This is a genomic window from Sphingomonas sp., from assembly GCF_039595165.1.
In the GTDB taxonomy this organism is placed as follows: Bacteria; Pseudomonadota; Alphaproteobacteria; order Sphingomonadales; family Sphingomonadaceae; genus Sphingomonas.
Genome location: NZ_JBCNMA010000004.1, coordinates 40,455 through 62,218 on the forward strand (window position 1 = coordinate 40,455; position 21,764 = coordinate 62,218).

19 protein-coding genes are annotated in these 21,764 nt (G+C 67.4%); 17 read left to right on the plus strand and 2 right to left on the minus strand.

The features are described from left to right. Position 1 precedes the first annotated feature (1 nt). From ABDV68_RS01360 to hisH, 4 genes are read left to right on the plus strand one after another with little or no spacing between them, the layout of a single operon-like run. Positions 2-1,054 carry a nucleotidyltransferase family protein gene (locus tag ABDV68_RS01360; protein WP_343517846.1) on the plus strand — a complete coding sequence of 351 codons (1,053 nt, stop codon included), beginning with the start codon at positions 2-4 and terminating at the stop codon, positions 1,052-1,054. 29 nt (positions 1,055-1,083) lie between these two features. Next, positions 1,084-2,397, plus strand: coding sequence for an N-acetyl sugar amidotransferase (locus tag ABDV68_RS01365; RefSeq protein ID WP_343517847.1), 1,314 nt, complete (start codon positions 1,084-1,086; stop codon positions 2,395-2,397). Further along, positions 2,394-3,167, plus strand: coding sequence for an imidazole glycerol phosphate synthase cyclase subunit (locus ABDV68_RS01370; protein WP_343517848.1), 774 nt, complete (start codon positions 2,394-2,396; stop codon positions 3,165-3,167). Before ABDV68_RS01365 ends, ABDV68_RS01370 begins: the two co-directional genes overlap by 4 nt. After that, entirely contained in the window at positions 3,164-3,805 is a 642-nt protein-coding gene (gene hisH, locus ABDV68_RS01375) for an imidazole glycerol phosphate synthase subunit HisH (protein ID WP_343517849.1), read from the plus strand. The genes ABDV68_RS01370 and hisH overlap by 4 nt, the downstream gene beginning before the upstream one ends. Positions 3,806-3,957: 152 nt before the next feature. On the opposite strand, the gene ABDV68_RS01380 is transcribed toward hisH, so the two are convergent. Then, positions 3,958-5,406 carry a polysaccharide biosynthesis C-terminal domain-containing protein gene (locus ABDV68_RS01380; protein WP_343517850.1) on the minus strand — a complete coding sequence of 483 codons (1,449 nt, stop codon included), beginning with the start codon at positions 5,404-5,406 and terminating at the stop codon, positions 3,958-3,960. A gap of 172 nt (positions 5,407-5,578) precedes the next feature. On the opposite strand from ABDV68_RS01380, the gene ABDV68_RS01385 reads away from it, so the two are divergent. From ABDV68_RS01385 to ABDV68_RS01420, 8 genes are all read left to right on the plus strand, one after another. Beyond that, complete coding sequence (locus ABDV68_RS01385; protein ID WP_343517851.1) at positions 5,579-6,496, plus strand: hypothetical protein; 918 nt, start codon at positions 5,579-5,581, stop codon at positions 6,494-6,496. Positions 6,497-6,540: 44 nt separating this feature from the next. Further along, the gene (locus ABDV68_RS01390) at positions 6,541-7,998 is read left to right on the plus strand and encodes an MBOAT family O-acyltransferase (RefSeq protein WP_343517852.1); all 1,458 of its coding nucleotides are present in this window, start codon (positions 6,541-6,543) and stop codon (positions 7,996-7,998) included. A 2-nt stretch (positions 7,999-8,000) separates the two neighbouring features. Beyond that, the gene (locus tag ABDV68_RS01395) at positions 8,001-9,134 is read left to right on the plus strand and encodes a hypothetical protein (protein ID WP_343517853.1); all 1,134 of its coding nucleotides are present in this window, start codon (positions 8,001-8,003) and stop codon (positions 9,132-9,134) included. Next, positions 9,131-11,215, plus strand: coding sequence for an acyltransferase family protein (locus tag ABDV68_RS01400; protein ID WP_343517854.1), 2,085 nt, complete (start codon positions 9,131-9,133; stop codon positions 11,213-11,215). Before ABDV68_RS01395 ends, ABDV68_RS01400 begins: the two co-directional genes overlap by 4 nt. Before the next feature lie 97 nt (positions 11,216-11,312). Continuing rightward, entirely contained in the window at positions 11,313-12,854 is a 1,542-nt protein-coding gene (locus tag ABDV68_RS01405; RefSeq protein ID WP_343517855.1) for a hypothetical protein, read from the plus strand. Positions 12,855-12,870: 16 nt separating this feature from the next. Further along, positions 12,871-13,617, plus strand: a complete 747-nt coding sequence (locus ABDV68_RS01410; RefSeq protein ID WP_343517856.1) for a GDSL-type esterase/lipase family protein — start codon at positions 12,871-12,873, stop codon at positions 13,615-13,617. Then, a complete protein-coding gene (locus tag ABDV68_RS01415) occupies positions 13,614-14,210 on the plus strand; it encodes an acyltransferase (RefSeq protein ID WP_343517857.1) in 597 nt (198 codons plus the stop codon). The genes ABDV68_RS01410 and ABDV68_RS01415 overlap by 4 nt, the downstream gene beginning before the upstream one ends. A gap of 21 nt (positions 14,211-14,231) precedes the next feature. Next, positions 14,232-15,524, plus strand: a complete 1,293-nt coding sequence (locus tag ABDV68_RS01420) for an O-antigen ligase family protein (RefSeq protein WP_343517858.1) — start codon at positions 14,232-14,234, stop codon at positions 15,522-15,524. Here the strand turns inward: ABDV68_RS01420 and ABDV68_RS01425 are convergent. Then, positions 15,476-16,501: an acyltransferase gene (locus ABDV68_RS01425; RefSeq protein ID WP_343517859.1), complete on the minus strand. Its 1,026-nt coding sequence runs from the start codon at positions 16,499-16,501 to the stop codon at positions 15,476-15,478. The two genes, ABDV68_RS01420 and ABDV68_RS01425, sit on opposite strands and share 49 nt — an antisense overlap. A 181-nt stretch (positions 16,502-16,682) precedes the next feature. Here ABDV68_RS01425 and ABDV68_RS01430 point away from each other — a divergent pair, with 181 nt between their 5' ends. The 5 genes from ABDV68_RS01430 (at position 16,683) to ABDV68_RS01450 (ending at position 21,758) form a co-directional block, all read left to right on the plus strand. After that, complete coding sequence (locus tag ABDV68_RS01430) at positions 16,683-17,633, plus strand: hypothetical protein (RefSeq protein WP_343517860.1); 951 nt, start codon at positions 16,683-16,685, stop codon at positions 17,631-17,633. Between the two features lie 72 nt (positions 17,634-17,705). Further along, complete coding sequence (locus ABDV68_RS01435; protein WP_343517861.1) at positions 17,706-18,458, plus strand: WecB/TagA/CpsF family glycosyltransferase; 753 nt, start codon at positions 17,706-17,708, stop codon at positions 18,456-18,458. A gap of 10 nt (positions 18,459-18,468) precedes the next feature. After that, complete coding sequence (locus ABDV68_RS01440; protein WP_343517862.1) at positions 18,469-19,599, plus strand: NAD-dependent epimerase/dehydratase family protein; 1,131 nt, start codon at positions 18,469-18,471, stop codon at positions 19,597-19,599. Positions 19,600-19,602: 3 nt separating this feature from the next. Beyond that, entirely contained in the window at positions 19,603-20,985 is a 1,383-nt protein-coding gene (locus ABDV68_RS01445) for an O-antigen ligase family protein (RefSeq protein ID WP_343517863.1), read from the plus strand. A gap of 62 nt (positions 20,986-21,047) precedes the next feature. Next, on the plus strand, positions 21,048-21,758 hold the full coding sequence (locus ABDV68_RS01450; protein WP_343517864.1) for a polysaccharide biosynthesis/export family protein: 711 nt from the start codon (positions 21,048-21,050) through the stop codon (positions 21,756-21,758). The last annotated feature ends 6 nt before the right edge of the window (positions 21,759-21,764 follow it).

Genomic DNA, 21,764 nt, shown 5'->3' on the forward strand with positions numbered 1-21,764 from the left:
GATGGTTTCCGAGCAGTGGCGCGCCTGCCTGCTTCCGCACGAGTCGAGCGTCCAGGACGCGATCCGCTGCCTCGATGAATCGGGACTGCAGATCGCGATGGTGGTCGACGCCGGCGACCGGCTGCTCGGTACGGTGACCGACGGCGATATCCGCCGCGGCCTGCTGCGCGGCGTCCAGCTAAGCGACCCGGTCGCCCCGATCGTGCATGGCGACCCGCTGGTGGTCCCGCCGACGCTCGAGCAGGAGATGGTGCTGCAGCTGATGCAGGCCAACAAGATCCACCAGCTGCCGATCGTCGATGCCGGCCGCCGTGTGGTCGGCCTGCACGTATGGGACGAGCTTCAGTCGACGCCGAGCGCTCGCCCCAACACCATGGTGGTGATGGCGGGCGGCAAGGGCACGCGCCTTCGCCCTCATACCGAGAATTGCCCCAAGCCGCTGCTCCCTGTCGGCGGCAAGCCGATGCTCGAGCACATCATCCAGCGCGCGAGCGGCGAGGGCTTCCGCCACTTCGTGCTGGCGATCCATTATCTGGGTCACATGATCGAGGACTATTTCGGCGACGGCAGCCGCTGGAACGTGCGCATCGACTATCTGCGCGAGAATGCCCCGCTCGGCACCGGCGGCGCGCTCAGCCTGCTCTCGCCGCGCCCGGAGCATCCCTTCCTCGTCACCAATGGCGATGTGCTCACCGACGTGCGCTACAGCGAGATCCTCGACTTCCACGAGCGCCAGGGCGCTGCCGCGACGATGGCGGTGCGCAGCCACGAATGGCAGCATCCGTTCGGCGTGGTGAAGACCCGCGGCATGGAGATTATCGGCTTCGAGGAGAAGCCGGTCTATCGCAGCCATGTCAACGCCGGCATCTACGTGATCGAGCCGCGCGCGCTTGACGCGCTCGAAACCCATCAGCATTGCGACATGCCGACGCTGTTCGAGCGGCTCCAGGCCGGATCGGACCGCACCATCGTCTACCCGATGCACGAGCCCTGGCTCGACGTCGGGCGTCCTGCCGATCTCGAGCAGGCGCGCAACAACCACGAACCCGCCTGACGCCCGTTTAGACGCAAAGAGGTTTCCCCATGAAGATTGGCCCGAGTTCCAGCGTTGATCTGTCGCGCTACGAGCGTCCCGATGACCAGCTCGAGGTCCTGTACGGCCTGCCGCGCGAGGTGCGCTTCTGCGTCAAGTGCAACATGTCGAACCAGCAGCCGATGTCGTCGAACGAATATGCGCACGGCGCCGGCTCGACCAAGACGACGATGCAGTTCGACGAGGAGGGCGTGTGCCACGCCTGCCGCTTCAACGAGCTCAAGGCCAACGAGGCCGAGATCAACTGGGACGAGCGCGAGCGCGAGCTGATCGAGCTGTGCGACCGCTATCGCCGCAACGACGGCAGCTACGACTGTATCGTCGGCGGCAGCGGCGGCAAGGACAGCGCGATGCAGTCCCACCTGCTCAAGTACAAATACGGCATGAACCCGCTGACGGTGACCTGGTCGCCGCATCTCTACACCGACATCGGCTGGAAGAACTTCCAGAACTGGCTGCACGTCGGCGGCTTCGACAATTACCTGTTCACGCCAAACGGCAAGATCCACCGCCTGCTCACGCGCAACGCGACGATCAACCTGCTCCACCCGTTCCAGCCGTTCATCCTCGGCCAGAAGACCTTCGTCGCCAAGATGGCGGCCAAGCTCAACATCCCGCTGATCTTCTATGGCGAGATGCCGGGCGAATATGGCGAGCAGATCAGTCACAAGACCTCGAGCTACGCCGCCGGCAAGGACGCGGAGAGCGAGGGCTTCCAGCTCGATTACTATCGCGGCCGCGACGTGCGCGACATGCTGCTCGGCGGCAAGTCGATCGGCGAGTATCTCGAGGAGGGCGTGCCGCTGGTCGACCTCAAGAGCTATCTCCCGATGGAGAACGAGGTCCTGATCGAGAAGGGCATCGACTGGAAATATCTCGGCTATTACGTTCGCTGGGTGCCGCAGGAAGCGTATTACTACGCGGTGGAGCATACCGGGTTCGAGGCCAATCCGGTGCGCACCGAGGGCACCTATTCCAAGTACAACAGCCTCGACGACAAGGTCGACGGCTTCTTCTACTACACCCGCTGGATCAAGTTCGGCGTCGGCCGCACGATGATGGATTCCGCCCAGGAGATCCGTAACCACCACATCACCAAGGAAGAGGGCCTGGCGCTCATGGAGCGCTACGAGGGCGAGTATCCGGCGCGCTACGAGAAGGAATTCCTCGACTATGTCGGCATGACGCGCGAGGAGCTGTTCGAGACCGTCGACCGCTTCCGCTCGCCGCATCTGTGGAAGGTCGAGGACGGCGAGTGGAAGCTGCGCCACACGCCCTGGGGACGGACGGACCAGCGCGCATGAGGAACACCCGCCTGATCGCGCGGCTCGACGTCAAGGGTCCCAACCTCATCAAGGGAATCCACCTCGAGGGGCTGCGCGTCATCGGCGATCCGCAGGAATATGCCCGGCGCTATTACGAGCAGGGCGCGGACGAGCTGATCTATATCGACATCGTCGCGAGCCTCTATGGCCGCAACAGCCTGGGCGACATCGTCGCGCGGGCGGCGCGCGACGTGTTCGTGCCGCTGACCGTGGGCGGCGGCCTGCGCTCGATCGACGACGTGCGCGCGATGCTGCGCGCCGGCGCCGACAAGGTCGCGATCAACACCGCCGCGATCCGCCGCCCCGAGCTGATCACCGAGATCGCCCAGCGCTTCGGCTCGCAGTGCATGGTGCTCGGGATCGAGGCCAAGCGCAGCGGCGCGGGCAAGTGGGAAGCCTTCACCGACAATGGCCGCGAGTTCACGGGGGTCGACGTCGTCGAATGGTGCCGCCGCGGCTACGAGCTCGGCGCGGGCGAGATCTTGCTGACCTCGGTCGACCAGGAAGGCACGCGCAAGGGCTTCGACACCGCGCTGATCGAGGCGGTGACCAAGGTCGTGCCGATTCCCGTGATCGCCTCGGGCGGCATGGGCTCGACCCAGCACATGGTCGAGGCGGTCGAGCATGGCGCCGACGCGGTCGCGATGGCCGACATCCTTCACTATAACCGCATGTCGCTGCCCGCGATCCGCGCCGCCGCGATCGACGCGGGGCTGCGCGTGCGCCGCGATACGGAGATTGCCGCGTGAGCGTCGTCCACATCGTCGATTACGGGATCGGCAACCTCTACAGCGTGTCGCGCGCGATCGAGAAGGCGGGCGGCGAGGCCAGGCTGACCAGCGACGCCGGCGAGATCGCCCGCGCCGACCGCATCCTGCTGCCCGGCGTCGGCGCGTACGAGCCATGCATCTCGACCCTGCGCCAGACCGGCCTCGCCGACCCGGTGCTCGAATTCGCCGCCACCGGGCGCCCGTTCCTCGGCATCTGCGTCGGCATGCAGCTGCTGTTCGACTACAGCCTCGAATTCGGCCGTCACGAGGGGCTCGGGCTGATCCCCGGCCATGTCGCGGCGATCCCGGCGAGCGACGATGCCGGCACGCGCAAGGTGCCGCATATCGGCTGGAGCCCGCTGCTGGTGCCCGAAGGGCGCAACGGCTGGGAAGACACGTTGCTCGACGGCGCCGAGCCGGGCGTCAGCTCGACCTATTTCGTGCACTCGTTCAACTGCGTGCCCGACGATCCCGCGCGGCGGCTGGCCGAGGCCGACTATGCCGGCTTCGCGGTGTGCGCGGCGGTCGAGAAGGACAACATCACCGCTTTCCAGTGCCACCCCGAGAAAAGCGGCCCGGCAGGCCTGCGAATCCTCGAGAACTTCCTGCGCAAGTAACGACGATAGCGGGCCCTTAATCCTCCCCCGCCAGGGGGAGGTGGCGCGCGAAGCGCGACGGAGGGGGAGGAAGCGAGCGGCCGATGTTCTGGAATCCGCCCCCTCCGTCAGCCTGCGGCTGACACCTCCCCCTGGCGGGGGAGGATTGCAGGTCACGCCTTCCCGGTACCGCCGCGAACCCGCGCGATCGCCTGGCGGAAGCGGTTCGGCACATAGACCGCCGCCAGCGCGGCGAACACCGCGCCAATGATGGCGAGCTTGATCGCCCCTGCGAGCACGACGTGCATCCCGCCCCAGCCCGGCCAGGCGGCGAGCAGCGCCATTCCCGCCAGCGCCGCAGTGACCATCGCCAGTTCGCCGAAATAGGATTGCCCGCTGATCCGCCACGCCATGATGTGGCTGAACAGCGTCATCGCGACATAGGCGCCGAGCGTCGCCACCGCGCCGCCGAGCAGGCCATAAGGCGGGATCAGCGCGAGACCGAGCACCACCGACATCACCGCGCCCAGCACCGACATCGCCGCCGAAGTGCGCGGCCGGCGGTGATATTCGAGCGCGGTGTTGGAGACGAGGCTCAACGAATAGACGAATGCCGCGACCAGCAGCACGATCAGCACCGGCAGGCCCGAGAGATAGCCGGCGGGTGCGACGATGCGGATGATTTCGCTCGCGAACAGCACCGCGCCGCTCGCCGCGCCGAAGATCAGCAGGATGAACAGGCGGCTCGACCGGCGCAGGATCTCGGGCGCCGCCTCGGGCGTCGCGCCGAACACTGCGGGCTGCATCGCCTTGCCGAAGGATTGCGAGGCGACGGTGATCACCAGCGCGAGCTGCTGCGCCAGGCCGAAGATCGCGATGTCCTCCAGCGTCACGTGCCGCTGCAGCGTCAGCACGCTGAACCGGTTGAGGATGAAGAAGGCGATGTAGCTCACCGCGAAGGGCAGGCCGTAGTGCAGCGACGGAAGCAGGTCGGCGCGGCGGATGCGCGGGGCGAGGTCGCCGCCGATCCGCCACAGCAGCACCAATGTCGCGGGAAGGTAGCCGATCGCGAAGGCGGCGAGCAGCCCGGGCAGCCCCAGATGCAGCACTTCGAGCGCGACGAACGCCGCGACCGTCACGATCGCCGCGGCGGTGATCTGGATCCCGACGAACAGATTGACGCGGTTGTCGAGCCGCACCCACAGCGAGCCGAGGCCCGCGGTGAAGGTCAGGGCCGCGATCCCGAGCGCATACCAGAGATAGGGGCGCGAAGGCGTCCCCGGTGACACCAGCCGCCACAACGGATCGCCCGCCGCCGCGGCGATGCCGGCGGCCGCGGCGATCACCAGCAGCGCGAACATCAGGATCGAGTTGATGTAGCGGCCGGGCTCGCCCCCGCCGCGATGGTCGAAATAGAGCCGTCCCACCGCCGACAGGAGCCCGAACTGGATCAGGTACCCGATCAGCTCGATGTTGGTCTTGACGATGACATAGCCGCCGAAGTCGGCCTGGCTCAGCGCATGGGTATAGAGCGGAAGCAGCAGGAAGCCGCTGACGCCGAGCACCAGCATGTCGGCGATGCCGTAGAGCGCGCTTGCCCTCAGAAGCTGGCGAATTCTCATGCGCGGCGGCACCCCGGTCGACTCATCGCCGCGCGCTAGGGGCGCGTTCGATGCAGGTCAACGCAACGGCCCTGTTTTTCGACGAGTCACTGCGCTAGGCGGTCGCGCGGCCGAATCTTGACCGGCCCGGAGCGCTCTGGTCTTTGGACCCTGAACCGATTGGGGGAATTGCGTGCTCAAGTTCCTGCAACGCCTCGCCGGGCATGTCTGGCTCGCGACCAGCGAGCTTGGCTATGGCGTGGTCAAGCTGCGCCAGCCGGTGCCCGAGGCGCTCAACTTCTTCGCGATGCGCCTGCTCACCCCGTTCGGCTTCTTCCGTAGCTGGGACCGCAAGCGGACATCGGCCGAGCATCCCGAGCTCGAAAGCCTGAGCAGCGTCGGTTTCGCCGAGCTGGCGCCGCTGCCCGACGACCGGGTCGAGGCGCTGAAAAGCCACTTCTGCCGCAATGTCGACCTCAAGCAGGGCCGCGACTATCGCAACCTCGCCGCCTATCTCGACCATTATCGTGCCGAGCGCATCCAGCGCCCGCGCGGGCTGCTCGCCACCGGGCGCAGCGACTGCCCGATCACTCAGGTCGCCTTGTCCGACCGCTTCGTCGAGCTTGCCGCCGAGTTCCTCGGTCTCGACAAGACGCGCATGGTCGCCGCCGCTTCGATCGACGCGCTGGTCAGCTTCGAGCAGCCGCGCAAGGTGATCGGCGGCTATGACGATGCGCTCGCCTGGCACCGCGACATCGACAGCTACCGCTTCCTCAAGATCTTCGCCTTCCTCACCGATGTCGAGATCGATGGCGGGCACCACGAGGTCTATCTCCAGTCGCACAACAGCATGCCGATCCGGCTCGGCCCGATCGCGCGCTATTCGAACGAGGAGATCGAGGCGGCGATCGGCACCGCGCGGCTGCACAAGGTCAAGGGCCCGGCCGGCTATACCTTTGCCGAGAACACCTTCGGTTTCCATCGCGGCACCCGGCCGATCAAGGGCGACCGGCTGATCCTCAACCTCCAGTATATGGAGGACACGTTCCGCGTCCGCTATCCCGAGGCGTTCGACGTGATCCGCCGCAACGCGTTGCCGGAAGCGGCCTGAACTTGCGCGCGGCCCCGGCCAGCATGAGCGCGAACGGCTGACGCATGCTGTTCAATTCCTACGAGTTCATCTTGCTCTATTTGCCGGTGGTGTTCGCCGGCTTCTTCGCGATCGCGCGCTTCAGCCGGCGCGGCGCGGCGCTGTGGCTCGCGCTCGCCTCGCTGTTCTTCTACGGCTGGTGGGACCCGCGCTACGTCGTGCTGCTGCTCGGCTCGATCGGCTTCAACTACGTCATGGGCTACACCATCGCCCATTCGCGGGTCGATGACGCGCCGACGGGCAGGGGGCGGGCGCTGCTCGCCTTCGCGGTCGCCGCCAATCTCGCGCTGCTCGGCTATTACAAATATGCCGACTTCTTCATCGGCACCGCCAATGCGCTCGCGGGCTTCGACTGGGCGCTGTGGCACGTGGTGCTGCCGCTCGGCATCTCGTTCTTCACCTTCACCCAGATCGCGTTCCTGGTCGACGCGCATCGCGGCATCGCGCGCGAGTACAACCCGGTCCACTATCTGCTGTTCGTCACCTATTTCCCGCACCTGATCGCGGGGCCGGTGCTGCACCACAAGCAGATGATGCCGCAATTCGGGCGGCCCGAAACCTACCGGCTCAACATCGCCAACATCAATCTCGGCATGACGATCTTCGTGATCGGCCTGCTCAAGAAGGTGCTGATCGCCGACCAGTTCGCGCTCTACGCCGATCCGGTGTTCAACGCCGTTCAGGGCGGGGCCACGGTGACCATGACCGAGGCGTGGGTGGGGGCGCTCGCCTATACCTTCCAGCTCTATTTCGACTTCTCGGCCTATTCCGACATGGCGATCGGCCTGTCGAAGCTGTTCAACGTCGATCTGCCGATCAACTTCAACTCGCCCTACAAGTCGCGCAGCATCGTCGATTTCTGGCGGCGCTGGCACATCACCCTGTCCAACTTCCTGCGCGATTATCTCTACATCTCGCTCGGCGGCAACCGCCACGGCGCGGTGCGGCGCTACTTCAACCTGCTCGCGACGATGGTGCTCGGCGGGCTGTGGCACGGCGCCAACTGGACCTTCGTGCTGTGGGGCACGCTGCACGGGGTGTATCTCGTCATCAACCATGGCTGGAACGCGCTGCGCACGCGGCTCGGCATCCCCTCGGTGCCGGGCGGGGCGTTCCTCGCCTGGCTTGTGACCTTCGTCGCGGTGGTGCTCGCCTGGGTGTTCTTCCGCGCGACCACGATCGAGAGCGCGATCCGGCTGATCGAAGGCGCGGTAGGGCTGCACGGCTTCGGCTCCTACGCCGCGCTCGCGCCGCACGTGCCCGAGACCCCGGCGCTGCTGCTCGCCTGGATCGCCGCGGGCCTGCTGATCGTCAAGCTCGCGCCCAACAGCCTCGAGATCGCCGCCTGGCTCCAGAACTGGAAGTGGCGCGGCTGGATGCTTGGCTATGCCGTCGGCGCGGCCCTGGTGTTCGTGATGCTCAATTTCAGCCGCGTGTCGGCCTTCATCTACTTCAACTTCTGACCATGACCGAGAGACGCTTCCTCCTTGGCTTCGTGACGGCGCTGGCGACGCTGGGCCTGGTCGTGGGCGCGTTCCAGCTGCTGTTCACGCGCGTGGGCGAGATCGGCCTCGCCCGGGTCGTCGACCGCCAGCTCGCCGCGCCCAATGGCGACGTGCTGTTCCTGAGCGGCGTCAACCAGAACAGCCACCGCTACAAGCTGATGCTGTTCGACCGCCAGCGGCCGCAGGTGATCGCGATCGGATCGAGCCGCGCGATGGAGGTTCGCGCCGAGTTCTTCGACGCGCCGTTCGTGACGCTGGGCGGCGCAGTCAACAACCTCGCCAATCTCGAGGCAGTCGCGGATCATGTCGCCAAGGCGCCGGCCAGGCCGAAGCTCGCGATCGTCTATGTCGATCCGTGGCTGTTCAACGCGCGCTACACCGACAATCAGGGGCCGGTGCCGTCCTATCCGCGCTATGTCTCGGCCGACATGCTGTGGGCGGGAGCCAAGGCGCTACGCCGCGGCAACTGGATCGCGCAGAGCTTCCGCTCGCCCAATCTCGGCATCTACGCGATCAGCCGCAACGAGGGCTTCGCCCGGGACGGCAGCCAGTACTACAACCTCACCGGCGACGGCGCCTATGATGCGAAGTTCGCGCTGACCTTCGCGCGGATCGACGGCGACAAGCAGAATTTCCAGCGCAACACCCGCGCCTATCCGCGCCTCGTCGGCCGCATCTGCGCCGCGGTCAGGAAGGTGCGCGCCGCGACCGGCGCCGCCGCGGTGGTCGCGCCGCCCTTCGCCGACAGCGTGTGGCGGCGCCTGTCGCAGCCCGACTATGCCTATATCGCCGACGGCTATGCCCAGCTCCAGGCGTGTCTCGGCGACATCCCCTTCTTCGACTATGCCGATCCCGCCAGGATCGACGGCAGCAGCGAGTGCGAGTTCATCGACGGCCTCCATGGCGGCGACGTCACCTATGCCCGCACGTTGCTCCAGATGGCCGCCACCGACCCCGCGGTGCGGGCGCAGGTCAACGCACCCTATCTCCAGGCCTTCGTCGGCAAGTATCGCGGCCATGCCGGCGGCACCGTGCTGGCGCGCGACCCGGCGGTGCGCGAGGCCGACTTCCTCCAGCTGGGCTGCCGCAAATGACCGATATGCTCGGCCAGATCCCCGGCGAGAAGCCCACCGCGCACCATCCCGGCGGCCGCGGCTACCGGCCCGAGGTCGACGGGCTGCGCGCGGTCGCGGTGCTCCCCGTCATCCTGTTTCACGCCGGCATCAGTGCGTTCGGCGGCGGCTATGTCGGGGTCGACGTGTTCTTCGTCATCTCGGGCTATCTCATCACCTCGATCATCCTCGAGGAGCGGATGAGCGGGCGCTTCACGCTCGCCGGCTTCTACGAGCGGCGCGCGCGGCGCATCCTGCCCGCGCTGTTCCTGGTGATGCTGTTCTGCATCCCGCTCGCTTGGTGGTGGATGCTGCCCGGCGAGCTCGAGAATTTCGGCCAGAGCCTGGTCGCGGTGCCGCTGTTCGTCTCCAACGTGCTGTTCTGGCGCACCAGCGGCTATTTCGGCGGCGCGGCGGAGTTCAAGCCGTTGCTGCACACCTGGAGCCTCGGCATCGAGGAGCAGTACTACGTCGTCTTTCCGCTGCTGCTCGCCTTACTGCTGCGCTTCGGGCTCAAGCGCACGATCGCCGCGATCGGGGTGATCGCCGCTGGCTCGTTCACGCTCAGCGTGTTCCTCACCACGCGCCAGCCGCTGGTCAATTTCTTCCTGCTCCCGCCGCGCGCGTGGGAGTTGCTCGCCGGCTCGCTGCTCGCCTCGGCGGGGATCGCGGGCGTCGACTTCATGCGCGCGAAGCGCAGCTGGCGCGAGGTGGCGGGGCTTGCCGGGCTCGCGCTGATCCTGCTGCCGGTGTTCCTCTATGACGAGAATACGCGCTTCCCCGGCTTGACCGCGCTGCCGCCGATCCTCGGCACGATGCTGATCCTCGCCTTCACCAGCCCCGAGACGCTGACCGGCCGGCTGCTGACGTTCAAGCCGATGCTGTGGGTCGGCCTCATCTCCTACAGCGCCTATCTCTGGCACCAGCCGCTCTTCGCCTATGCCCGGCTGATGACGCCGGGGCATTTGCCGCTGTGGCTTTATCTCGTGCTTGCCGCCGCGTCGCTGATCCTTGCCTGGCTGTCATGGCGCTATGTCGAGGCGCCGTTCCGCAATCGCGGCAATTTCAGCCGCCGCGCGATCTTCACCTGGTCGGCGATCGGCTCGCTGTTCTTCATCGCGGTCGGCGCCGGACTCGCGCTGAGCAAGGGCGCACCCTCGCGCATCGCCGCCGCCGACCTGCCGCTGATCGCCCCGGCCAAGTCGATGATCGAGGGCTGCCCCGATGCCGGCGGCGGCATCTTCGTCTGCAACCTCGGCGTTCCGGGCAAGACGCCGAGCGTCGCGCTGGTCGGCGATTCGCATGCTTATGCGATCGGCCCCACGCTGGATGCCGAGCTCAAGCGCCGCGGCCTCGCCGGCATCCTGGTCCACACCGCCTGCCACCCCGTGCCGGGCATCTTCGACAGCCGCGAGCCGCTCGATACGGGCTATCGCGAGCGTTGCGCCGCCGCCAACCGCGCGATGGAGGCGCGCGTCACCGCGCCCCGGATCGATGCAGTGATCGTCGCGATCCGCTGGACGATGCGGCTCTATCCGATGGACGGCGCGATCGACTTGCCGTGGTTCGACAATGGCGAAGGCGGGATCGAGGACGACGCGCCCTATCGCCGCAACCTTACCCTCGCCGGCGACGGCACGGCCAGCGACGCCGCCGCGCCCAAGGCAGAAGCGGTCCGCGCCTATCTCGAACGCCTCGCAGCGAAGAAGCCCACGATCGTCCTCTATCCGGTCCCCGAAGCGGGCTGGCTCCCCGCGCGGCTCAACATGGTCGCGATCGGCCGCGGCGGCCGCGCGCCGGAGACGATCAGCACCGCGCACGACCGCTTCCTCGCCCGCAACCGCGCCGCGATCGCCACGCTCGATACCGCCGCCGCGCCCGGCCTCCACCGGGTGGAGCCCGAGGACATCTTCTGCGACACGCGGCTCAAGGGCCGCTGCACGATCCAGGCCGACGGCACGCTCTATTATTTCGACGACGACCATGTCTCGGCAGCCGGCGCCAAACCGATCGTCGATCGGGCGCTGGCATTCATCCCGCAACGCAGCAAAACCACGCCGTAGCGGTGCGCCATGTCATTGCGCCGTCATGCTTATGCTGCCAAGGCCCGCGGCGAAGATGCGGCACCTGCGCGGCCGCCGGGGATATCGGGCGATCGACATGAGCTTCATTGACGGGATCAAGCGTGCGGTCGGCTGGAACCCGCTGGCCTGGATCGGCTCCGCCGGGCGGATGCGCGGGGTGGTGCGCGACTATCTCGCGGCGACCCCGCGGCGCGAGGACGGGATCACCGTCTGCGTGGTGGTCCCGCCCTGGCTCGGCACCCCGGTGCCGTGGTTCGCGCTCGCGGTCGGCCTGCTGCTCGCCGGCAACGGCGCCAAGGTCAGCTTCGTCGTCGACGACCAGCGCTTCGGCCCGGGCGCCGCGCGCTACCGCTTCGTGCTCGGCCGCATCCGCAAGGTGATGGCGCTTGTCGCACGGCATTTCCCGGTCTTCCACCTCTCGCACTGCGCCCCGGTCGAGAGCAATGCCGAGCTGGAGGCGGAGATCGACCGCCTCGCCGCGCTCAACACGATCTGGGCGATGCGCGGCGAGACCGTCGAGGCCGGGCGGGCCGAGCATGAGCTCGCCGGCCGCGGCCAGATCGCCGCCGCGCAGGGCCGCATCGCCGCTTTCGTGCGCGACCACCGCTTCGACCTGCTGTTCGTGCCCGGCGGGGTGTTCGGCAATTCGGGCATCTGGCTGCGTCACGCGCGCGCCGCCGGGATGCGCGTCGCGACCTTCGACACCGGCGGCTACGAGACCGCGATGCTCGCCGCCGACGGCCTCGCCTGCCAGCTCGAGGACGTGCCGCGCGCCTTCGCCGCGATCAAGGCCGATGTCGCCGCCGATCCCGCGGTGCGCGAGGCGGTGATCGCCTATGGCAGGAACGAGATCGCCAAGCGCAAGGCCGGCTCGGACAATTTCGAATCGCAGATCAAGAACAGCGGTGCCGGCGGCGAGGAGCTGCGCGGCGGCATCCTGATCGCGCTCAACTCGTCGTGGGACGCCGCGGCGCTCGGGCTTCAGCTGGTCTATCCCGGCAATGCCGACTGGATCGTCGGCACCGTCCGCTACCTGCTCGACCATAGCGACGCGACCGTGATCGTCCGCCAGCACCCGGCCGAACGTCTCTCCTTCGCCGCCACCAGCGACGATTATCGCGCGCTGCTCCAGCGCAACTTCGGCGATCATCCGCGCCTCGTCTTCATCGCCGCCGAGGACCCGATCAACAGCTATGCGCTGCTCGAGCGGGTCAAGGCGGTGGTCGTCCATTCCTCGACCATCGGGATCGAGGCGACCGCCTATGGCCGGCCCGTCGTCACCGGCTCGCGCGCTTATTATTCGGGACTCGGCTTCGTGTGGCGCGCCGACAATGCCGAGCGCTACCACGCGCTGCTCGACGATGCGGTCGCCGGCCGCCTCGAAGTGACCGAGGCGATGCGCGAGGACGCGATGCTGTGCTTCTACGTCACTCAACTGTGCAACTGGGTGTTCTCGCGCTTCAATCCCGCCGATTATGTGAAGTGGAGCCGCGAGCCGCTGGCGCATTGGGGCGCGCAGCCGCCTGTGCAGCGCATGGTGCGGTCATTGCTCGACAATGTCGCCGTGGCGGAGCTTAATCACCGCGCGCGGATCGCGGACGGGGCGAACCCGGCCTGAGGCGCGGGGAGGCGGCATGAGCGAATGGGCCAGGATGCGGATCTGGGGGCCGGCGGCCGTCGCGGTCGCCGCCGCATTCCTGTGGGGCCTCGCGGTCGGCTTCTACCACGTGTTTCCCTATGAGCCGATCCGGCAGCTCAAGAACCTGGTCGAAGGCGACCGCAAGCCTGCCGAGCGGCCGATGGTGACCAATCCCGCGGCCGAGACGGTGGCGCTGGGCGACCGCGACCTGCCCGCCGTGGCCGCCGATGTGGTGATGGCCGGCGATTCGATCACCGCGGGCGGGCGCTGGGGCGAGCTGTTTCCCGGCATGTCGATCCTCAACCGAGGCGTCGGCGGCGACATGGTCACCGGCCTCGCCAAGCGCACCGACGAGATCCTGGCGCACCGCCCCAGGGTGGTGGTGGTCATGATCGGCGTGAACGACCTCCTCTCGGGCAACACCGCCAGGCAGATCCTGCCGGTCTACGGTTCGCTGCTCGCCAAGCTGCGCGCGGGCGGGGCGCAGGTGATCGTCCAGCCGGTGCTGTGCGGCACACGCTGCTCCGACGAGCAGAGGGTCGAGCTCGCCGCGACCAACCGGGCTTTGCCCGCGCTGGCGGCACGGCACGGCGCGCGCTTCCTCGACCTGCGCCCCGATTTCGACGATGCCAAGGGCGTGGTTCGCGGCGAATTGACCTGGGACGGGCTCCACTTCACCGGCGCGGGCTATCGCGCCTGGCAGCGCAGGCTCGCGCCCGCGATCGCGGAGGCGCTGCGATGATCCATTTCCGCCTTCGCGATTTCGCCTGGGTGCTCGTCTACCGCTTGCTCGCGCCGTGCTTCGGCAGCTTCGGCAAGCGCGTGCGGCTCGAGCATCCGCGGCACCTCACCGGCGCGCGCTATATGCATTTCGAGGATGGCGCCGATATCCAGAATGGCGCCTATGTCATCGCCCATCCGACCGCCGGCAGCGTGCCCGAGGTGCGCTTCGGCCGCGATTGCCTGGTCGGGCACGAGCTTCACGTGTCGTGCATCGATCGGGTTGTGATCGGCGAGCGCGTGCTGCTCGCCGACCGCGTGTTCCTCGCCGACAATGTCCATGAATATGAGGACGTGACCCGCGCGATCGCCGACCAGCCGCTGCGTCCGGTCGGCGCGGTCGAGATCGGCGCGGGAAGCTGGGTGGGCGAGAATGCCTGCATTATCGGGTGTCGGATCGGCCGCAACTGCGTTATCGCCGCCAACAGCGTCGTCCGGCGGGACGTGCCCGATCATTGCGTCGCGGCGGGCGTTCCGGCACGGATCGTCAAGCGCTATTGCCCGGACCGCAAGGCCTGGGTGCGAACCAGGCCCGACGGCGATTTTGCCGAGTGAGGGCCGAGTGATGGAGCGAGCATGCTGCACAATCTCGACCTGAGGGATCCCGAGGTGCGGGCAGTTGCCCTGCGGCGGTTCGCGTTGTTCATGGGCATGATGATGAGCGGCGGGCTGTTCATCTTTCCGCGCATCCCGATGCTGGTGGGCATCGCCATCCTCGCCTTCGTGCTCAAGGGTCCGTCGCTCGGCATCCGCCGCGCGATGGGGCCGATCTTCCTGCTGCTCGTCGCGGTGTTCGCGGTCACGCTGGTCGGCGGCGGCGGGCTGCCGCTGGGCGACGTCGCCACGCGCTACGCCAACTTCGCCGGCGGCATCCTGCTGCTCGGTCTCTATCTCGACCTTCCGCGCAGCACGATGGCGCGCGACTTCTATTTCTTCGGCAAGGTCTTCTCGATCCAGGCGGTGCTCACGGTGATCCTGGCGGAGACGGTGAACGGCCTGTTCCGCCCGGTCGCGTTCGACCAGGACCTGACCTACAACACGATCGGCTTCCTCTTCACCTACCACGTCATGCTCGAGGACAGCACGCGCTTCCTGCGGCCGGACGGGTTCTTCTACGAGCCGGCGGTGCTTCAGATCTATCTGAACATCCAGCTCTACCTCGCCCTGTTCATGTTCAAGGATCGGCGCTGGGGCGCGGTGGCGCTGCTCGGCGTGCTCGCGACCCAGTCGACCACCGCGCTGATCATCAGCGGCATCGTGCTCGCGGTCTATTATATCCGCCTGTTGCCGACCGCGACGGCGTTCGAGAAGCTCGCCGGCCTCGTCGTCGCGCCGGTGCTCGCGATCTTCCTCGCCTTCGTCGCGGCGGAGAATTTCCAGGCCAAGTTCGCCGGCGTCTCGGTGGGATCGACCTGGGCGCGCGAATATGACGCCTATACCGGCCTCAACATCGCCGCCGCCTATCCGCTGACCGGCATCGGCTTCGGCAGCGAGCAGTATTTCGAAGCGGCGATGAAGCACGGTTATTTCGAGACTCAGCTCGACAATACGCACGTTCTCAATCGATCCGAGGCGAATTCGAACGGCGTGGTGATGGTGCTCTACACCATGGGCTTCCCGCTCGCCTTCATCTTCTTCCTGGGCCTCTTCCGCCAGCGTTTCTTCCCGGACCGGATCCTGTTCTTCGGCATGTCGATCGCCGCGCTGATCCCCGAGCCGCTGGCTCTTAATCCGTTCTTCCTGATGCTGATGTTCAGCGGACTGCTGCAGATGCCGGGACTGCCGCGCATCCTGCGGAGGCGGGCGCATCCGGTGTCCGGCTATCCGGCGGGCGCCGTGCCGTCGGGCGGGCCGCGCCGTTTCAAGTAGCGGAGCGCCGGCTTCTCGACATAGCGGTAGAGCAGGATCGCGATCGCGAACGATACGACGATCGCGCCCAGGACATAGACGACCGCGCCGGGGATCGTCGCCACCGGCACGATGCGTGCCATCACCTGGAACAGAGCCGACAGCACCAGCGCGTGCGACAGGTACAGCGAATAGGACGCGTCGCCGAGCAGCATCAGCGCCGGCCGGCGGCGCACTGGCCGGCCCATCTCGAACAGTACGGCGCCATAGACGATCATCGCCGCGCCGATGCCGTCGCGCAGGAAGCGGTGCGCCTCGAAGCGGAACAGGATCAGCGCGACCCCGGCGACGATCAGCAGCGCCGCGCTCCAGCCCGGCAGCTTCGCGCCCCTGCCGCACAGCGCGCCGAGCACGATGCCGAGCAGGAACTCGAGGATGATCGGGTCGGTGTAGAAGGACGCCGCGGTCGCCCCGCGCGGCACGACGAAATAGCCCGCCGCGAGCACGCCGAACGCCACGCTCAGCGCGGCGAGCCGCATGGCCCGCGGCAGCAGCAGCGCCAGCCCGAAGACCAGGTAGAAGAACATCTCGTAGTTGAGCGTCCATCCCGGGACCAGCACCGGGAACATCGATGTGGTCGCGACCGGATGCGCCATCGGCACGAAGAAATAGGAGGCGGCGACATGCGCCCAGTCGAGCTTGCCCGAGCGGACGAGCGACGGCGCCAGCACCAGCATCGCCACCACCACGCTGGTCAGCGCCCAGTAGAGTGGCACGATGCGGATGATTCGGCGGTAATAGAAATCGAGCGTGCGGTGATGGTCCTGCGAGGTGTGCCACATCACGAAGCCGCTGATCACGAAGAAGATGTCGACCCCGACCGAGCCGTAGAGCGCGAGCGGGATCGCATGCCCCGCGCGCTGCAGCTGCTCCTGGAGATGGACGAACACGACGAGCAGCGCCGCCACCGCGCGCAGATACTGTACGCCGACCACCATTCCGGTGCGCGCGGGCTTGTCGGCGGGCGGACAGGGAATGTCCGCGACGGACGGCGTTGACGAGATCTTGGCCTCCGTCGGCAGGTCTGGACTTGGCGGGGGCCGGAATATACGGAGCGCCCGCCGGGCACAAGCCGACGCCCATCCGCCATGCCGCGATCACTCCAGCCAACGGATTGCCATGTCTCGCATTCTCTTCATCGCGTGCGACTATTACGCATATACCGACCGGATCGAGGCCGAGATGCGCGCGCAGGGGCATGAGGTCCGGCGCTTCCCGATCGAGCCGCGCGGCTGGCGCAACAAGGCGGTGCGCCGCTTCGCCAGGGACCGGCACCAGGCCTCGCTCGACGCGCATCACGCGGAGATTTTCGAAGCGATCCGAGGTGAGGAATACGACCAGGTGGTGTTCCTGCAGGTCCACCAATATGCGCTGGCGAATCTCGAGCGGCTGCGGGCTGCGCTGCCCGACGCGCGCTTCACCCTCTACAATTGGGATTCGCTCAAGACCCACGATTATCGGCCGCATCTGCGCTTCTTCGACAAGGCGGCGACCTTCGATCCCGCCGATGCCGAGGCGCTGGGCATCGACTATCTGCCGCTGTTCGCGTTGCCGGAATATTATGCCGTCGCCGCCAGCCGCGGCGCGCCCGAATACGACCTTTATTTCGTCGGCTCGGTGCATTCGCTGGCGCGGTTCGACGCGGTCAAGCGGCTCCACGCGCACTGCAAGGCGGAGGGGCTGCGGCTCAAGCTGTACCTCCACTGCAGCCCGCCGCGCATGGTACAGTTGCTGCGCCGCGGCGAATGGCTGCCGGGGATGACGCTGCGCTCGATCGGCACCGACGGCATCCTCGACATGATGCGCGCCTCGGCCGGCGTGTTCGACTTCGCCAGCCAGCAGCAGAGCGGCCTCACCATGCGCGTGTTCGAGAATCTGGCGGCGGGGATGAAGATCGTCGCGACCAACCCGCGGATCGCGCAGGAACCTTTCTATTCGCCCGACCGCATCCTGCTGCTCGACCAGCTCGATTTCGCGCCGGTCAAGGCGTTCCTCGCGGAGCCGCTGCGCGACTCCCGCACGTTCGAGGAATATAGTCTTTCCAACTGGCTGCGGCGTCTGCTCGCCTAGCGGCATGTTGCCTTTCGCAGGCGCAACATCTAAGGCGGCGGCCACGCGAAGCACAGGCGAGGGATGGTGAGCATGGCGCGCGTCGAGCGAGCCGAAACGGTCAACGTATTCGGCTACAACGTCTTCAACCGGGACTTGGCGACGATCCCGATCGACGGGACGGGCTGCCGCACGATCAACACGATCAATCCCGACGTCTATGGCGTCGCGGTCAACGATCCCTCGACGCGCGAGGCGCTCGCCAACTCCGACTATCTGATGCTCGACGGCGTCTATTTCCAGCTGGGAAGCCTGCTGACGCGCGGCGAGACGATCAAGGCCAACCAGGGGCCCTTCATCTTCGATCACTTCATGGAACGGCTCGAGCAGCGCGGCGGCCGCGCCTTCTTCCTCGGCGCCGCCCCCGCGACGGTCGAGAAGATGAAGCAGGTGACCGCAGAGCGCTATCCCAACATCGTCTGCGACGGGCTGTCGCCGCCGTTCAAACCCGAGTTCACGCCTGAGGAGAATGCGGCGATGATCGCCGCGGTGAACGCCTTCAAGCCCGACATCGTGTTCATCGGCATGACCGCGCCCAAGCAGGAAAAATGGGCCTATCGCCATGCCGATCAGCTCGACGCCAAGCTCACCGTGGCGATTGGCGCGGTGTTCGACTGGTATTCGGGCAATCGCAAGCCGCTCGCGCCGATCTGGTTCAAGCTCAAGCTCGCCTGGCTCGCGCGGCTGGTCCAGCGCCCCGAACTGATCAAACGCGTGCCGATGAAGCTGCTGTTCCTCTGGCACGTCTTCCAGGCCGTGCTCCGCATCCGCCCCTCCCGCGCCTGAAGGAGCCGCGATGAACATTCTGATCACCGGCGGCGCCGGCTTCATCGGCTCGCGCCTCGCGCTGCGCCTGGTCGAGCGCGGCCACGACGTCACCGTGCTCGATACGCTCTCGCCGCAGATCCATGGCGAGAATGCCAAGGAATCGCCGCTGTTCCTGGCGCTCGCCGACAAGGTGCGCTTCGTCCAGGGCAGCGTCACCGACCGCGTGGTGATGGAGGAGGTGCTGCGCGGGCAGGCGGCGGTCGTGCACCTCGCCGCCGAGACCGGCACCGGCCAATCGATGTACCAGATCGAGCGCTACAATTCGGTCAACATCGGCGGCACCGCGCTGATGCTCGATATCCTCGCCAATTCGGACCATTCGGTGAAGCGCGTCGTGGTCGCCTCGTCGCGCTCGATCTATGGCGAGGGCCGCTACCGCTCGGCCGAGCTCGGCCATGTCTATCCCGGCGCGCGCGCCGCGGAGGACATGGCGGCGGGTGACTTCGAGGTGAAATATCCGGGGGCTAGCAGCCCGCTCGAACTGGTCGCGACCGACGAGGAGTCGAAGATTCACCCCTCCTCGGTCTATGGCATCACCAAGCAGGTGCAGGAGCAGCTGGTGATGACCGTTTGCCCCTCGATCGGGGTCGAGGGCGTCGCCTTCCGCTACCAGAATGTTTTCGGCCCGGGCCAGTCGCTCAGCAACCCCTATACCGGCATCCTCTCGATCTTCTCGAACCTGATGATGCAGGGCAAGCCCATCAACATCTTCGAGGACGGGACGGAAAGCCGCGACTTCGTGTTCGTCGACGACGTGGTCGAGGCGACCGTGCTCGGCGTCGAGCATCCGGCGGCCGCCAACCAGGTGTTCAACGTCGGCACCGGCGTGCCGGTCAGCGTGATGACCGTCGCGGAGACGCTCAAGCGGCTGATCGGCGCCGACGTGCCGATCACCGTCACCGGCAATTTCCGCATCGGCGACATCCGCCACAACTATGCCGACATGACCAGGATCGAGGCGCTGCTGGGCTTTCGGCCCGCCTATGATTTCGAACGCGGCATCGCGAAATTCGTCGAATGGGCGCGCGCAATGGGCGCCCGGTCGAGCGCATATGAAGCGTCGCTCGACGAAATGCGCGCCAAGGGTCTATTGAAGTAGGCGATGGGGAAGGGGCCCGCCATTCCGATGCCGCGCGGCGGCACCGCCTTCTGGGCGCTGGCGGCGCTGATCGTCGCTGCGTTCCTGCTCGGCGGCAGCGCGCGCGACGACGTGCTCGGGCTTGCGATCCTGCGGCCGGTAGCGGCGATCTGCCTCGGCATCGGCCTGTTCCTGATGACCGGCGAGGCCGCGCGTCGTTATCGCTGGCCGCTGGCCGCGCTCGGCGCGGTGGTGCTGCTGACGCTCATTCACCTGATCCCGCTGCCGCCGTCGATGTGGATGGCGCTGCCCGGGCGCGAGCTCGCCGCGGAGGCGGCGCGCGCCGGCGGGATCGAGCAACCCTGGCGCCCGATCGCGCTGGTCCCGTGGCGCGGCTGGAACGCGCTGTTCGCGCTGATGATCCCCGCCGCGGCGATGCTGCTCGCGATCCGCTGCGACGCGCAGCAGCACCGCCGCCTCGCGGTCCTCGTGCTGATCATGGTCGCGGTGAGCATCGTGATCGGCGCGGTGCAGGTGGCCGGCGGCTATCGCGAGATCCTCTATATCTACCGCATCAGCAGCCTCGACGTGCCCACCGGGCTCTACGCCAACCGCAACCATTTCGCGGTGATGCTGTGCTGCGCCCTGCCGCTGCTCGTGCTCACCGCCGCGCCGGAGGGCGATTCGTCGCGCTCGGGCTCGCTCAAGATGTGGCTCGCCGGCGTGGCCGGGGCGGTCGGCCTGCTGCTGCTGCTGCTCTCGGGCTCGCGCCAGGGGCTGCTGCTCGCGGTCGTCGCGATCGGTGCGACGCCGCTGCTCTATCGCCGGGGCGGGCGGCACGAGATCTCGCAGCGCCGCCGGCGCCTGCTGATGCTCGGCGTGGTCGCGCTGGCGCTGATGCTGCTGATCGCCTTCGCGATCTATTTCGCGCGCGCCGAGGCGATCGAGCGGCTCATCGCCACCGACGAGAGCGAGGAGCTTCGCTTCAACGCCTGGGGTCCGATCTTCGATCTGGTGCGCCACTATCTGCCGGTGGGATCGGGCGTCGGCTCGTTCGTCGAGGTCTTCTACGCCGGTGAGCCGCGCGAGCTGCTCAAGCCGAGCTATCTCAATCACGCGCACAACGACTGGCTGGAATGGCTGCTCGAGACCGGCGTGCCCGGGCTGCTGCTCGCCCTCGCCGCGATCGCCGGCTGGGTGGTGCGCAGCTTCCAGCTGCTGCGCATGCCGCGCGGCGGCGAGCGCGGCGTCGGCCTCGCGATCGCCGGCGCGGTGATCATCTTACTGCTTGGCCTCGCCAGCATCGTCGATTATCCCGTTCGCGTTCCGTCCGTTGCGTGCCTGCTGGCGATCGCGGCCGTATGGATGGCGGCGCCGTCGGGGCGAAAGGGGAGTGGCGCCGCGTGAAGAAATCGTGCCGTGGCGGGGCGATGCCCTGCCTGCCCGAACAGGCCAGTGTAAGGAAGCCGATGAAGCTCAAGATCATTGCCCCCGTCCTCATGGTCGCGGTCGCGGCCTGCTCTGGTCCCCGTGTGCTGGGCGGTTCGCACGACGTGCAGGTGGTGGGCGGCAACGCCTTGCCCGCGCCGACCCAGACCGACGTCGCCGAGGTCACTCGCCAGTATCTGGTCGGGCCCTATGACAAGCTCAAGATCGACGTGTTCGGCATCCCCGACCTGCGCGAGCGGATCGTGCAGGTCGACGCCTCGGGCCGGCTCGCCTTCCCGCTCGCGGGGACGATCGAGGCCGCCGGCAGGTCGCCCAACGACGTCGCCGAGCTGATCGCCTCGAAGCTGCGCACCCAGTATATCCGCGACCCGCAGGTCACCGTGAACCTCGAGCAGACGGTGAGCCAGGTGGTCACCGTGGACGGCGAGGTGCGCGAGCCCGGTCTCTATCCGGTGATCGGGCGCATGACGCTGATGCGCGCCATCGCCACCGCCAAGGGACTGGGCGAGTTCGCGCGCCAGAACGACGTGGTCGTGTTCCGCACGGTCAACGGCCAGAAGATGGCCGCGCTCTACGATCTGCGCGCGATCCGCCGGGGCGCCTATTCGGACCCGGAAATCTACGCCAACGACATCGTCGTGGTGGGCGATTCGCAGGCTCGCCGCATCTTCAAGGACGTGATTGCGGGATCGTCGCTGATCACGACGCCGCTGATCGTCCTGCTTCGCTAACGCGCC